12 protein-coding genes are annotated in these 14,965 nt (G+C 60.4%); 9 read left to right on the forward strand and 3 right to left on the reverse strand.

The window, feature by feature from the left end:
* Positions 1 to 146: 146 nt before the first annotated feature.
* On the reverse strand, positions 147 to 2,534 hold the full coding sequence (locus A39O_RS0120790; protein WP_020506600.1) for a vWA domain-containing protein: 2,388 nt from the start codon (positions 2,532 to 2,534) through the stop codon (positions 147 to 149).
* Entirely contained in the window at positions 2,531 to 4,960 is a 2,430-nt protein-coding gene (locus A39O_RS0120795; protein ID WP_020506601.1) for a vWA domain-containing protein, read from the reverse strand. Before A39O_RS0120795 ends, A39O_RS0120790 begins: the two co-directional genes overlap by 4 nt.
* A gap of 661 nt (positions 4,961 to 5,621) precedes the next feature.
* On the opposite strand from A39O_RS0120795, the gene A39O_RS0120800 reads away from it, so the two are divergent.
* The 6 genes from A39O_RS0120800 (at position 5,622) to A39O_RS0120815 (ending at position 12,914) form a co-directional block, all read left to right on the forward strand.
* Positions 5,622 to 6,785: a hypothetical protein gene (locus A39O_RS0120800; RefSeq protein ID WP_020506602.1), complete on the forward strand. Its 1,164-nt coding sequence runs from the start codon at positions 5,622 to 5,624 to the stop codon at positions 6,783 to 6,785.
* On the forward strand, positions 6,785 to 8,914 hold the full coding sequence (locus A39O_RS0120805; RefSeq protein ID WP_157640304.1) for a vWA domain-containing protein: 2,130 nt from the start codon (positions 6,785 to 6,787) through the stop codon (positions 8,912 to 8,914). Before A39O_RS0120800 ends, A39O_RS0120805 begins: the two co-directional genes overlap by 1 nt.
* A 551-nt stretch (positions 8,915 to 9,465) precedes the next feature.
* Entirely contained in the window at positions 9,466 to 10,461 is a 996-nt protein-coding gene (locus A39O_RS41070) for a hypothetical protein (RefSeq protein WP_157640305.1), read from the forward strand.
* The gene (locus tag A39O_RS41075; protein ID WP_157640306.1) at positions 10,451 to 11,134 is read left to right on the forward strand and encodes a hypothetical protein; all 684 of its coding nucleotides are present in this window, start codon (positions 10,451 to 10,453) and stop codon (positions 11,132 to 11,134) included. Before A39O_RS41070 ends, A39O_RS41075 begins: the two co-directional genes overlap by 11 nt.
* A 342-nt stretch (positions 11,135 to 11,476) precedes the next feature.
* Positions 11,477 to 12,187, forward strand: coding sequence for a hypothetical protein (locus A39O_RS0120810; RefSeq protein WP_020506604.1), 711 nt, complete (start codon positions 11,477 to 11,479; stop codon positions 12,185 to 12,187).
* 1 nt (position 12,188) lies between these two features.
* Positions 12,189 to 12,914 carry a hypothetical protein gene (locus A39O_RS0120815; RefSeq protein ID WP_040528324.1) on the forward strand — a complete coding sequence of 242 codons (726 nt, stop codon included), beginning with the start codon at positions 12,189 to 12,191 and terminating at the stop codon, positions 12,912 to 12,914.
* Here the strand turns inward: A39O_RS0120815 and A39O_RS38940 are convergent.
* A complete protein-coding gene (locus tag A39O_RS38940; protein ID WP_211211657.1) occupies positions 12,890 to 13,393 on the reverse strand; it encodes a DUF6399 domain-containing protein in 504 nt (167 codons plus the stop codon). The genes A39O_RS0120815 and A39O_RS38940 overlap by 25 nt on opposite strands.
* 431 nt (positions 13,394 to 13,824) lie before the next feature.
* Here A39O_RS38940 and A39O_RS42800 point away from each other — a divergent pair, with 431 nt between their 5' ends.
* The 3 genes from A39O_RS42800 (at position 13,825) to A39O_RS41080 (ending at position 14,712) form a co-directional block, all read left to right on the forward strand.
* A complete protein-coding gene (locus A39O_RS42800; protein ID WP_245561947.1) occupies positions 13,825 to 13,908 on the forward strand; it encodes a type II toxin-antitoxin system HigB family toxin in 84 nt (27 codons plus the stop codon).
* A complete protein-coding gene (locus tag A39O_RS0120825) occupies positions 13,905 to 14,132 on the forward strand; it encodes a hypothetical protein (RefSeq protein ID WP_020506607.1) in 228 nt (75 codons plus the stop codon). Before A39O_RS42800 ends, A39O_RS0120825 begins: the two co-directional genes overlap by 4 nt.
* Before the next feature lie 133 nt (positions 14,133 to 14,265).
* Positions 14,266 to 14,712 carry a hypothetical protein gene (locus A39O_RS41080; protein ID WP_020506608.1) on the forward strand — a complete coding sequence of 149 codons (447 nt, stop codon included), beginning with the start codon at positions 14,266 to 14,268 and terminating at the stop codon, positions 14,710 to 14,712.
* Positions 14,713 to 14,965 lie beyond the last annotated feature (253 nt).

Genomic DNA, 14,965 nt, shown 5'->3' on the forward strand with positions numbered 1-14,965 from the left:
CGGCCTCGTAGGGTGGACAAGCGCAGCGCAGTCCGCCTGCGACGGCGCGGGATTCGGTGGACTGCGCTAGCGCTTGTCCACCCTACGGCCGGAACGATGATCAAGGCCGCACCGAGCCTTGATCAGGGTTTCGGCCACGCGACATCTCAGAGATTACGAAACTCAAAGAACAAGGTCTCCGACGGGTTCTTGTAGAGTGTCGAAAAACGCACCCGCGTCTCCTGTTCCGTGCTCAGCGGTTCCCACCGGTTGTCTTCGTCGAGGTGCAGGACACTGTTGCCGGGGAGCGGCTGTATGAAGACGCCGAGCCGATCGGCGCGCAGTCGGGCCAGGGCACCGCTCGCCGAACGGCGTAATTGGAAGTCGGTGGTGATATGCATCCGCGCATTGCGGTAGAAGCCGCTGCGCGCACCCTTCTGGGAGCGGATGTTGAATGGGTAGCCCTCGTCCATGTCGGCCTCCGGCGAGAGGATCACGGCCAGGTTGCGCGGGAAACGCGCGGGGCTGAGGATGCCGTAGAGAATGAAGACGGCCAGCAGCCCCAGCAGGATGGCGGCGATCACCGGCCACCAGCAATGCAGCCAGGCATCGGCGATGATTTCGACGCGGATCGGGATTTCGGCACGCAACGCCTGGCCCATCTGATCCGTCGTCTCCAGGATCACGCGCCCGGCGGGCTCGGCTCCCGCCGCCACGCCTTCCGGACAGTGGTTGACCCGCAGCCGTAGCGGATAGCGCTGGTTGCCGCCTTCCTGGATGCGCAGATCGAGTCCGCGGGCTTTCAACTCGGTGAAACCCTCACCAAGGTCGACTTCCAGTACCGAACGGCCGCGCGCGTAGTCGCTGGAGACTTTCAAGTCGAACTGGCCGCGGACTTCGACGAAGCGCAGATCGAGTGTCGCCTGACCGACCGACCGGCTGGTGAGCCGCCCCAGATCCAGCGCGCCGGGCGGACCGAAGCGAATGGTCCCCTTGACATCCAGCCGGGACTCAACCGCCGCCGACTCACTGCCGCCCACCGGGGTATAAGTGACATCCAGTGCCGCGACCGCAGTGGGGGTCCAGTCGCGGGCGTAGATCCCGTCACCGGCCAGTTGGTCCCCGTCGCGGCCGTCATCGCCGAGTTGGAGCTGACTGTCGCCCAAGCGCGCCCGCACCAGATCGGGCGGTGCCAGTGCTGCCGCCACACCGGCCGGCTGAATCTGGACCGCTACCTGGATGGTCCCGCCGATGAAAGCCTGCGGCGGTGTCAGCACCGCCAGCTTCCAGGCGGCCGAGGCGACCTGGGTGCGCTGCTGTTGCTCGGCTTCGAGATACTGGCTGGCGAGCCGTACCGAGAAGGTCGAGGCACCCGATTTCATGAACTGGACCCGGGCGGTCATCACGCCGTCGTCGGCGCTCGCGTCACCGTCCTGACCATCGTCGCGGAAGGCGTAGCGGGTGCCGTCGATCATTGCCTCCACGGCGAGTCCGGGGATCTCCCCCGGCCGTGGGATGCGTTGACCGGTGCCGTCGTCGATCAGTTCGAGCGTCAACGGCACCGGCTCGCCCTGGGCCGCCGTGGGCGGGGTGTTGACCCGCAGACTGACCGAGAAGTCCTGAATCAGGTACCAGCCGGCCGGGCTGGTCAGCCCGGGCACCGTGAAGCGCCAGGTCCCCGCGTCCGGCCGCACCAGCCGCACGATGCGATAGCCGCGGGTCAGGTCATCGCGACCGCGGGTCTCGCCCGACCGGTAGTCGAGTTCGACCGCCGCGGCCGACGGATTCCCGGCCTCGGCACTGATGTCGCCCACCGGCCCCTGCGCCGCCACCAGCAGGAAAGCCTCGCGCACGAAGGGCGCCACCTTGGCGGCAATGGTCGTCGCGCCGGGAGCGAGTTCGCCCGAATCCGGGGCCTTGGCACCCAGGAAGCGCTGGTAGATGAGGCCGATGGCGGCGAGCAGTTCGGTCGGGGTCTGCGCCGTCGTGGGGATGTCGTACTCACTATGCGGCAGCTTGCCGCCGATGCCGAGACCGACGAACGCGGTATGCACCCCGGCCTCCCGCAGCCCTTGCAGGACCTGATTGCTCTCCGCCCGGCAGGAGTCGCGGCCGGCGTCGGCGATGACGATGAGCAGCCGCTCCGGCGCGCGCGACTGTTCGAGCGCCTGTTTGGCACTGAGCAGCGGCACGATGAAGTTGGTCGGTCCGCCATAGGTCGCCCGCTCATCCAGTGCCTGCTTGAAACCGGCGAGATCACCCGCCTGCAAATCAAGACGCCGACTGGGGTCCGGCTGCAGTACGCAGTCGGGGCTGTCGGGCATCCAGGCGAGCGTCAGGTCATCATCCGGACCCAGCATGTCCGCCAGGATCTTGATCGCCTGAATGGCCAGCCGCGGCCGATCGTTGCGGGCCTCGCGCATCGAGGTCGAGGTGTCCAGGACAACGGCCAGGTGCCGCTGCGGCTTGGGCTTGACCCCGGTGTCGGCCTGTCCGAACGCCGCGGTCGGCAGCAGGGTCAGCGTGAACAGGATCAGCAATAACCGCGGGATCATATGAATTGCATCCGGAACCACAGACTGTCCTCGTTGGTCGTCAATTGATAGGCCTGGTGGACCTGCAGCAGGTAGATGCCGGCCCGGTCGGGTTCCAAGAGCACGCCGTCGCTGCTGCTCACCTTGACCCCGCGCACCGGCCGCAGCCCATAGAGCGCATCCGCCTCGGGTCGGACCCAACCCAGCAGGGCGCCCTGGCCGTCCGTCACCTGGCGTTCCGCCTTGCGCGCGAACAACAGCCGCAGCGGATGCGCACGCGGCAGGGGCTGTGCCACGAACCGCTGCGGATTGGCCGCGCCGGCAACCGCATAGCCCAAGTCCTCCGGCAAGGCCAACCGCGGGCGCAGCAGCAAGAGTGCCGGCAGCAGACCCAGCGCCAATAACAGGAACGGCAGCAACGAGGTCCAGCGCAAATCCGCCGCCCGCGCGACCAGCACCGTGGTCTGGAATTCGTCGATCACGTCGAAATGATCATAGGGTGCATGATCGAGAATGAACCGCAGCTTGACCGCCGGCGGTTTGAGCGGGTCCCCATCCGCATAGGGGCCAAGCGTCACACAGAGTTCATGCTCGCCGCCGACACCGCCGCGACGCACCAACGATTCCAGCGACCGCTGTTTGCTCTGCGACCACTCATCCCGCGGCTGGGGTTGAACAGATTGGAAGCCGATCCCCTCGCCGTCCAGTGTAAAGCGCGCACCGCGCAGGTCGCCGGTGATGGCGCCGGGGTCCGCGATCAGCGAGGCCCGGACATTGAAGCCGGGGTTGCCCTTGGCGCTCTCCAGACGGGTGCCATAATCCTCGCTCAGAATGAAACGCGTACAGGCCCGTTCACCGCGTCCGAGCGCACCGCTCGCCTGATTCTTGAGCGTACCGCTCGGCGGCTGCACGGCAATCCCCAGCCGCGGATAGACCAGCACCTCGAATGGATCATCAGCACCGCGCATGGCCACCGTCTTATTCTGCCGGTCGACATTCACCGTGACATGCGCGGTATAAGGCTCGGTCTCCAACCCGGCGAGCTGGTTCTTGGTGAATTGCGTCTGCGACCAATAGCGCCGCCCGCCGGCCGCCGGATCGTCCCAATGATGGCTGTCGGCGATGCCGGTCCCATCGGCGTCATTGATATTCCAGGGCGCCCCGCCATCCGGCCGCGGCTGTTTCAGCCAATACGTGAGCTTCAGTGTCGCCGGGATGCCCTGGGTACCGGCGGCCGAAGTCACGAAAAAATCGAGCAGACAGGGGCGCTCGGCCATGGTGACGAAGGCCCCCGCCGCCAGGCAGGACACCGCGCCGCCCTCCCGTGCACCGGGCGGCTCCCGATGCTCACGCAGGGCCACGGTCAGATTCGTCGGACGCAAGACGAAGAGCGACACGTCGCCGCCGCCCTCGATCCGCACCGGATAGTCCCCCGGCGAGGGCGTCAACTCCCAGCGCAAGGTGTAGCTGCCGCCGGCCTCACTGGCCGCAAGCTGGTGTTGTTTCATCAGGCTTCCGCCGGGCGGCGGCAGCAATACCAGGCCGGGTGGTGCCGGCGTGGAGAGCCCGACCGGATCCAGTTTCAGCGCCACCACCGCCGCCTCCGCCGGGCCGACATTGCGGTGCAGATTCAAACCGAGCGTCGCCGTGCCGATCCGATCCTTGCGGTCGTCCGGAAAGTGCAGATAGCCGAAACTCTCCGAAAAGAGCTTGATCATGGTCGCGGGCAGTTCATCACCGGTACGGATGATGAAAAATCCGGGAAAGGCGCGCTCGGCATAGCGGCCGGCCGCCACATTGGCCTCATCCGCCTGCTCGATCGCCGTGAAGAACGGCCGGCCGGACTGTTCGGCTTCCGGGCCGAACATGATGACATAGAGCCGCGCCTGTTTGGCCGCGAGTGCCGGCAGCAACGGCCCCTCGATGGTCGCCCGGTCACCCTCGGGATTGACCGATTTGCCGTCGGTAATCAGCACGATGGTCCGGGTGATGGCCGCACTGTCCCGACTCGATACGGGGGGCAGGTCGGCGAGTGCGCGCGCGATGCCCGGTGCGTAATAGGTATTCATCGTATCGAACGGCAGCCGCGCCGCGCTCAATTCGGCGATGAAGGCCGGGCGCGCGGCCATGCCCCCGGCGCGTCGCGGCGTCGCCGTGCTGAGCGGCGGCTGAGCGCCGGTCCATTTCTGATTGTCGAATGGAATGACCGCAAAGCTGTCGGGATTGTCCGCCTTATCGGGATCGGGCTTCAGCAAGTCATGCAGCAGGATGGTCGAGAGGATCGACAGTCGGCCCGGGTCATTGGCCGGCTCCGGCCAGCCGCAGGCCGGGCCGCACATCGACTTGGAGGTATCGATGATGACGCGCACATGGTCGCCGGTCGAGCCGAGATCGCGCGATGCCGCCATGACGCCGCCACCATGGAGCAGGAGTGCGCAGATGATCATCCTAAATACCCGACTCATGCTTCCACCCCGGCTTTGATCATCGTTCCGGCGGTAGGGTGGACAAGCGCTAGCGCAGTCCACCGAACCCCGCGCCGCCGCTGGTGGACTGCGCTACGCTTGTCCACCCTACGATGGCCCGTGGCCGGAACCGTGCTCAAGGCCCAGACGCGATGTCGACCGGCTAAAGCCTCGACCTCCGGTTTTCTTGTCGTCATCACTCGGTTCATCTGAGTCATCGCGTCTCTGCTGGTCAAGGCACGTCGGCCCTGCATCGATCCCGTGCGCTGATTTTGCTCCCCGCGCGGCGCTGAGTCGACCGCCGCCGCAGCGCGCAACGGGCCTTGATCATCGTTCCGGCCAGTACCGTGGCACACTGGTCGAAGCTTAACGTGAAAGTCGCGCAGCGNCCCCGTGGGAGCGGCGTCCCGCCGCGACGGGCCGGGCACGTAGCCGCAAGCCCGAGAGGTCACCGCGGCACCCATCGCGGCGGGACGCCGCTCCCACGGGGGACATTCCTGTTTCGGTATACTAGAGGTCGTGCGAGGCCGCCCAAATTTGGAATTGCTGTTTGAAACCCGCCCCACATCCGGTTTATCGCGGTAAACGTCTATCCTAGCCTGGCGTAAGGAACCGCTGACGAGCATCACGGAGTATTCGCACCATGCCATTGACGATCGCATTCTCAGCCGACCCGCCGGACCGCGGGACCTTGGTCGTTCACGGTTTACCGCAGGACTGGCCCGAGGTGCTGGTCGCGGTGCAGCGCGGCGATGACGACAGCTACCTGACCGTTCACCGGCTCTGGGCTCAGGCCCCCAGTTGGCATCCCTGCGCCCGGCTGGACGGCGGCGCCGCGGAAACCCGATTCGACGCGGGCCCGGCGCTGACCGCGGGGATCCGTGCGGCCGGCGTAACCCCGCTGCGGGTGCATCTGCGGCGCGGCGACTTCGCGGACATCCTACCGCTCGTGGTCCTGCCCACGCCGCCAATCCTGTCGATGCAAACAGCCGACCAGGGCCAGGCAGCGGAGCCCAGTGCTAGTGCGATCCCGGACTGGGGCCCGCCGACCATTCCCGACACGGGTGCCCGCGAATCGCCGGACACGCTGGAGCACCTGACCGACCGCACCGCGCCGTCAACTCACGAACCTGGACCCTCGCTCTATTGGGCCAAGGCCGTCAACGCGGTGCCGGCCACCCCGCGGACGCCGGCGGGGACACTGGATGCCAGGGTGCCGGACCCAGACCCCATCCCCTTCTGGATCACGTGGCGGTTGGCGCTGTCGGCCCTCGTCATCATCGGTCTGGGGGGCCTGCTCTGGGCCTATCTGAAGATCGACCGGGTGCAGCCGACCCCGGCGGGAACGGAAATCGCGACCGGGCGCACCGACACATCAGCAAGTGCCGCTGGGGCCGGCAAAGCACTCTACCTGGACCTGAAACGCCGGGGCCTCCCCGCGGCAGACCTCTTCGCCCGCGCCGAGCAGGCGGAACAGGCCAACGACTGCGAGGCCGCCATCCGGCTCTTCATGGACGCGGCCAAGGGCGACGCGGGGCTCGCCGAGCGTCTGGGTCGACGCTATGACCCCGAGGGCTTTCAGTCATCCCCCTGCTTCCCCGAACCCAAGCCGGACAGCGCGCTGGTCTGGTATCAAGGGGCGGCTGAGCAGGCGATCCCCAGGGCACAGCGGCGCTACGGTGAACTCTTACTCGGCGAGGCGGCCGCGGGGCCCATCTATCAGGATGCGCTCGACTGGCTGCACAAAGCTGCCGCGGCGGGCGATGCAGCGGCGCAACGGCGGCTTGAGGCACTTGGAGAACGCTGATGAACGGCCAAACGGATCGATACGGACACCGCATGATCACCCTTGACCGGGAGCCGCGGACCCCGGTCCGGGCACGCCACGGGCTCGCCTGGCTGCTGATCGGCCTGCTCGCCATCGGGGCCGGCACACCGGCCACGGCCGCCGAGCCGCTGCACCCCCAGGGCAAACGCGATATCTATGAGCGAGTGCTGACCCGACCGGGCGCCATGCTCGCCGCGACCCCAGGCGCCTCGGGGCAGGAGCTGATCAAGGCCCTGTCCCGGCTCTATGTCTTCGCCCGGCAGGACAGCGCCGGGCAGGAGTGGCTGCAGGTCGGCACGGGCATTCAGGACCAGAGCATCCTCGGCTGGCTGCCCGCGGCGCAGACCGTGCCCTGGAAACAGCAACTCACACTCGCCTTCACCAACCAGGGCGCCGGACGCGAGCCGATGCTGTTCCTGCGCGACTGGGATGACCTGCGGGCGATCCTCGACAGCCCCGGCCCGGGGCCGGCGGCGCAGGCCCTGCGGACCAGCGTCGCCCAGGGCCAACCCGACCCGCGGGTCCTGGCGGTCGAACCCGCCAATTTCATCGATTTCAGCAAACAGTTCTACCTGCTGCCGATCCTCGACTTCGCCGAGTACCGCGCCGCCACCGGCGATAAAGTACGGGCACTCAAGGTCGCCTCGGTCACCCTGCCCGATCCGGCCGTCGCACCCGCTGGAACCGCAGCACCAGGCGCCGCGCCCCTGGCCGGCACGGACTATCGCGCCGCCGTCCTCTTCGTCATCGACTCCACGGTCTCGATGGGACCCTATATCGCCAAGACCAAGGCCGCCATCGCGCGCTTCTATCGGCAAATCCAGCAGGCCGGGCTGGGTGATCGGGTCGCCTTCGGCCTGGTCGCTTTCCGCGCCGCCTCGCAGGACCCGACCAAGACACAAGCACTCGAATTCGTGGCCCGCACCTATGTCAATCCGGCCCAGGTGCAGGGCGGACAGGACTTCCTGACCAGGGTCCGCGACCTGGATGAGGCGCGGATCTCCACCGACCACTTCGACGAGGACGCCTACGCCGGTCTCAAGACCGCGCTCGAAACACCCGACTGGAAACAACGCTTCGCCGAGCGCCATCTCATCCTGATCACCGACGCCGGGGCGCTCGACGGCACCCAGCGCGACCCGACCACCGGGCAACCCGTCCAGTCCAGCACCGGCTTCAATGCCGACCAAATCCGCGGCATCGCCGCCGAGGCCGGCACCTCGATCGCCGTCCTGCATCTGCTCACCCCGGAGGCGCGCCGCCAAAACGATACCGAGCGCGCCGCCGCGCAGTACCAGACCCTGTCGGACAATGCGCTGAATCAGCAGAGCGCCTATTTCCCCATCCCCGACGGCAGCGTCGCCGCCTTCGGCCAAGCCATCGATGTCTATGCCGGGCGCCTGATCGAGAACCTCTCCGGCGCAACCGGCAGCCCGGACACCAAGCCCAAGCCGCCCGGCAGCGGCCAGACCGCGACCCGAGCGGCCCGCGCCGCGGCAACACCCGACGACGACCAGGCCGCGCGCATCCGGGCCATCGTCGACAGCCTGGGCCATGCCGCCCGGCTGGCCTATCTGGGCCAGGTCCAGGGCACGCGAGCCCCGGAAGTCTTCCAGGCCTGGATCAGCGACAAGGACTTCGCCGACCCCTCTATCAGCGCGGTCGACGTGCGCGTCCTGCTGACCAAAGACCAGCTCTCAGACCTGCAGCAAGTCTTGAAGAGCATCGTCGAGGCCGCCGAATCCGATCTGAACGCGGACGACAGCTCGCGCCGCTTCTTCGACCGTCTCGCCTCGGTCGCCGCCAAATTCAGCGTCGACCCGACCGCCGGCGGCATCGACAAAGCCACCCAATTGGCAGACCTGGGTCTGCTCGGCGAATACCTCCAGGGACTCCCCTACAAGAGCGACGTGCTCACCCTGACCCAAGACACCTGGACCCGCTGGGGCACCATGCGGCAGGTCGAATTCATCGACCAGTTGAAGAAGAAGATTCGGCGTTACAGCGTTTATTATGCGGATCAGGGGCGCTGGGTTGATCTGGCTCAGCGGGCTGCGGCGGATCCTGCTGAGCAGGTTTATCCTATTCCGCTTGGTGATTTGCCGTGAGGAGCGGCGCGCTGGGCCGACCGGGAGAGGCGCGGAGCACACTGACCAAGGGCTGACGCAAGTCTTCGACAGAATTCGGTTTAATCCATAAGTGGCCCGTGTCAGTCCAGTTCACAAACGGCCCGATCCAGTCTAGTTCACAAACGGCCCGTGCCGTTCTGGCGCCCGACCGAGTACAGTGCGGCAGCACGTCCAGATGGGGGTGCGTTCAGCGGACATCGACCGTCCGCATCCACTTTTTGTACAAAACCGTGATCCAGATCACAAAGGCTACCTTGCAAAACAGTCACGCGTCGAAGAATATAGACACGGAATGACAGGGTTTAGCCGCAAGGCGAATCCCGCGTCCCAGGAAAAACCCGCACCGCCGTACAGCGGGGAAGCGCTTGGCCGCGTCCATGTGGGGCGGCGGCCAAGGAGCGCGAGGGGATTTGAGGTGCTTAGCCAATCTGCGGAATTCAATCTAATATCCTAGTGGTCCGTGGCTGGGTAACAGGCAACTGGCCCGCTGCGATCAAGAACACATTAACTTAGGAAGAAGGGGAAACTAGGTGAAACTCATAACTATTACAATTTATTATCTACTTATTCACCCTTTTATTGTTTTATATAAAGGCGGAGTTTATTTGAACAATTATTTTATAATAAAGAAAATTGTCAAAAAAAGACTCGATTTTCAAATCAAAAGAAGTCCTCATACATATAAAAAACAATCATATGCAAAACTTCTCATAGCAACAACATATGCATCTTTAACTGCAAAGCTATTGTCTGACATTATTAACAATAGCGCATCTGACTTATGTTCCAGGCGTGAGTTTGTGGCAATAATCGATCTTTATTTTTTAGTTGTAATAACAGACAACTTTATAGATGGAAACGATCAAACTGATCAAGAAAATAAAATTAATACCACCTTCAAGAATATTGAAAAATTAATATTAAATCCTAGACAACACTCAGAAATAAAAATATCGTCAGAATTCAACTTGGAAATCGCTTATTTTGTGGATGAATACATAGATCTATGGAAAATTGAGTACAAAGAGGAACTCTCAAAGTCTATAAACTTAGTGAAAAATGCATATCTTTCAGAAGCGAAATCATCCGCTTCTTTGGTTGGCTCTTGGCAATCACTATACAGAATATCAAGAGTCACAGTAGTACTGTACGAAACAATTAATTATTTTATATACAAGAAGAAAATCGACAACCACAACGTAAGAAACAACCTGTACAACTTTGCCTTTTCCGGAAATGTAATTGACGACTGGATGGACTACTATTGGACAAAAGAAGATGTTGGAAAAAATTGCTTTTTAGTAGAGTTAGGAAAACACCATAAATTATTCAAAATCAATGGACTAAAATTCAATATAGTCACCTTTCTTTCCTCATTTTCGATGCTTTCAAAACGCTTATCGAAAGTTAGATTCGCAACCACTTCATATGCAAAGCACTCGTGGATAATGCCAAGTTTTATATTGGTTGTAATGGTAACTTCTCCTATAAGCATCTATACGCATTTGAAACGAAATGATCTTTAACCTATCATCAGGAAACAAGAATATTGTCTATACATTTATACATGGCGCATATGACTCACCGTGGGCATGGAGCTATGTCATAGACGAGTTACAATCAAAAGAAGGGTATTCATGCTTACTACTACATTTGGATCAATACAAAGATTTTCATTATCTGATAGAAAATCATGTGGAACATGGAACTCATATACGCTTGGTTGGTTTTTCACTTGGCGCTATAGCAGCTTTAACCACGAGTGAGCGCTTAAGTAAAAATTACGAAATTGAGCTATTTTTAGTCTCTACTCCTTTAATTAATGCTCCAAGCCTTATAAGAGTAAGAAAAAATATCGCATTCTTTCTCCATAAGTTATTAAGTTCTCGTAATCGCTCATTCTTTCCGCTGTTCTTACGAGGAAAAATATTTTCTAATCCTCAGAATCCTCTACTAGAACTGATTAGTGAAAACTACTCTGATCTCATTTGCAAAGCGGTAAATTGCAAAAAAGTCCACATTTATAGTGGAAGATTGGACTTTATTTCCGGCGGAATACAAAAACAAAAGACTTTTACCTCCAATTTTGCGAGTAAGGGCATTGCAGCCACCTTCACAAATGGAGGCTTCACAGGTCACTTCCCGTACCTAATCAACAGAAGTAAACTCATATCGTGGTTACTATATAATGCAAGCTAACGGAATTCCGGGGACAGTTTACTTAATTGCCGTAATTCAGGTGCGGGAAAGGGGCTAGGCTCGAATGGCACGGACTTAAGCCGAGACATCTATAAATCAGCGGGTTACAGACAGTTCGACAAGCAGTCACTTGTGGCAGTTCCGGCAGTTCCGCAGTTCCGCAGTTCCGGGGACAGTTTACTTATCTATTGGCTGGCTGTGGCAACGGAATCGAATAAACTGTCCCAAGATTCCCGCCCCAGATTCCCAGATTCGAGTGCGACAACATACCTGGATATGGAAAGGCTCGGCGACCATGTAAGTACATCAATATATATGCTATAAGCCGCTAAGAATTGACATTTGTCTAAGATTCAGAGTGTTGCAATTATTGACGCCTACAAATATTTCAGTTTAAGTACTTATAAGCTGGCACGAAGATTCGCGGCGCGTCAGAGTGCTCGCTTCCTTGCGCTGGCTTGCTTTGGCCTGCTGCTCGCCGGGTGCGGAAACCGGGCTGGGACGACGCGGACCTACGTAGAAGGAACCGTTGTAGGGGCTGCGGCCGGTGGCTTGGTCGCGGTGGCCGTGGGTGTGCGGGCCGCACCCTATATTGCCGCCGGGGCGGTTTTGGGCGTGGTTGCCTCCGCGTTCGCGGATGAAGCGCAAACCGAGAAGGCCGAGAACGAGAAGGCGCTTGCGCGGCAAATTCGCGACCTACAGGACACGAATCGAGATCTGGTTGCCATCAACTCCAAGTTGGACGCGGACATCAGGGAGACGGAGGTTGCGATTGCCCGCCAACAGGAACAAATCGAGATAACTCGATCGGATGTGCGGCTCACTTCCAGGCACATTACCCGGAAGACCCGCAGTCTTGAGAGACTGAAGGGCAAGATTGCCAGGGCGCGAGACAGAGGACAGGAGGAATTGCAGTTCGCCCGCGATCGCGGCGCCTCGGAACTCGCGGGGCAGATCGAGGAGACCCTCGGGCGCTTGGACGCAGTTGAAGGGAAGATTGCGCAATTGGAAAGTCGGCTTGAGGATCTGTCCAATGGGCGGGAGGATACCTGAGATGGGGTCTGGCTTCATACGTGCCCTGGCAACGGCACTTACCCTCTTCTGCACCCCGGCTGCGGTGGCGCGATGCAATCCGGAGACCGCCGGATTTCTCGACTTTTTCGTTTGCTCCGACGAGTATGATCGACGCGAAAATCGCCTTCGCGACGAACTGGAGCAAGAGCGAAGCCACGAACGGGATCTTAAGGCGGAGATACGCGACAATCGGCAGCGCCTCGCCAATGCAAGGCAGAGGCTTGCGGATTTACGTACCCAGTATCGCAAGATTCAGGGATTGCAGGCCGAGTTGCATGGCCAGCTTGAGAATATGCAGTCGGCGGAGCGCCAGGCAGAGGGCGACCTGGGGACGCTGGAGCGAAATATGGGTCTGATTGCCACAAAGCTGAGCGCCTACGCCAGCCTTGTGGATAAGGCCGCCAATGCGGCGGACCTTTCTTATGACGAATTTGCGGCCATGCGGAACGCGGCTGGCTTGGCCGCCGATGCTTACGAGTACAACAAGCTTCGCCAGCGCGTGGCGGCCGCTCGCGGGGCAAGCGCGAAGCTGCGGGTAGCAGCAACCCAGCTCAGCAAAAAGGCTTTGGTCGGTATCGCCGGGCGGTTCATCCCCATTATCGGCACCCTGTCGTTGGCGGAAACGGTCGTCGAGGGCTTGGTGGATTTCTTCGGCCTTGATCATAAATCCGCCCACCCCGGTCACGCCGCCAGCGGCGTCAGGTAGGCGGGCTTGGGGACACGCGGTCGTCGGCGCCGCGCGGGTGGGAGCCGGGAGACACGGGCCAGCACCAACTCGAACAATGGCGGGTGGCTGCGACCGAAAAAGCGTTCGGCAGCGGTAGTGCCGTCGGGACGGCGGATATGATAGTTGTGAATGGCGGTCAGGGCCGCGAGCTTGCGGTCACTGAGCCGATGACAGCCGTGATGATAGAGAGAGATCTGGCCGTTACGACCTTCCACGCAGGAACTGCTGCGTTGGAACAGATCAGCGCAGCCGGTCGCGACCGCTTCGATGTGGGCTCGGGTGGCGGGCGGCAGGGCCTGGAGTGGATGGGTCGGCTGGCGTAACGGTTCGAGGCACTGCGCACTGAGCGCCGCCAGTCGGTGACGGGGCTCGGCCTGGGGACTGCGCGCCGCCACCCGGTCCAGATACAGGGCCGGAATCAGTTGGGTGAGCACCGCTTCCTCCACCTCGGGCGCCATGTCCAAGGCCTCGACGCGGGCCTGCAAGGTGGGAATTACGGTGACAGCTTACTAAATGCGCTAATTACTTAATTCCAGAACCAAGAAACGCATAAAGGGGTAAAGGGGTCATTGCGCCGCGTGTTCTAGCGGGTGAGAGTCCCGCCTGGGTACTCGTGAGGAGTTCCGGTGACAGTTTACTTAATGGAGAAGGGATGAGAGCCTTTTTTCTTCAGGAATAACTATGCGCGTCATCTCAAAGAAGCCCATAAGTGAATTCTGGGAACGTCATCCGGAGTCTCGACCCGCTTTGGATGAGTGGTTTAGAAAAGCCGGTCAACTCGCAGCAGAGTCTTTATCCCGAGCTGCGGCAATCATTCCGCTCCGCAGATTAAGTGGATGGATTCACAGTGTTCGATGTGGGTGGCAACAAGTAGCGAATCGTTACTGTCATTCACTATGATAAGCGGCGGCTTTATGTTCACCAAGTCATGACCCATGCGGAGTACGACAGAAATGACTGGAGACAGAAATGAACGCGGCGCTTGATGTTGAAAAGCTCGTTCCCGCCTGGCAAGCGCTCAGGTCGGCGGCACCAATTTCTCATATTGAGTCAGAACTTGATTATGAGCAGATCACGGCTTTCCTCCATAACTTGCTAGATGTTGTCCGAGACGATGCCGGACACCCTCTTTACTCACTCGTTTCCGTGGTTGGCGATCTCGTAGAGGCATATGAAATCGATCATGAGCCAATTTAGTCAGGTCGGTCAAGGCGACTAAGGAAAACTTGGAAGAAGAATAATAGGGAACGAATGGCTTCTTATCCAAGATCGTTTAAATGACGGCCGCACTTTTATCGTGTGTCCCCGCCTCCCTTTCGGATACGATGAAATGAAACGAACGACAACGCAGAAGCGCCGCCTCCTCAATGAAGAGATAGATGTCAGTGCCTTCAAAAATATTCGGATTCACTTTCCGGGTGACGTATACATTTTGGCTGTCTGGTTGGCGATGTTGGATCGCTCCAAGAGTACGCTGTCATGCCAACCGCACACCACCTTGCACGGCTTGGCCAGCAACTTTGCCATCTTGTATGGCATTGATTATACAAACCCCTTAACCGGAAAAGATGTGATCGACGTGTTTCGGCAGCACGGCATCACCGGCAATCCATGGCTGCGACTGGACGCGACGGCTGACGAAAACCCTTCGCTGCTGGCAATCGAAATTGCCGCAGGCGATTTAGTTGCCCCCATCCCAGCAATCGCCGAACGCAGTGGTGAACCGGCACCGCGGGTGACGCAGAATTTGAAATTGAATAATGGGGTAAAGGAATAATAGGAAACAGTGCGGTCTGGCAAGGCCGCGTGTTCTAGCGGGTGAGAGTCCCGCCTGGGTCATCGTGAGCCGCGAGCCCCGTATCGAGCCTTGCGGCGTGACCGGTAACGGGTACGTCGATGCGTCGGCACGAAAGCAGGCGAGGTGCAAAGGGAACGGGTGATGCCGACCCTGAAGGTGTTGAGCCCCGAAAGTTTTGGTTGGTGAGTGCCGACGGTTTTGTCCCGCCGGTAGGCAACAATCGGCGCTGCGC

It is taken from the genome of Lamprocystis purpurea DSM 4197 (genome assembly GCF_000379525.1).
GTDB classification, from domain to species: Bacteria; Pseudomonadota; Gammaproteobacteria; order Chromatiales; family Chromatiaceae; genus Thiodictyon; species Thiodictyon purpureum.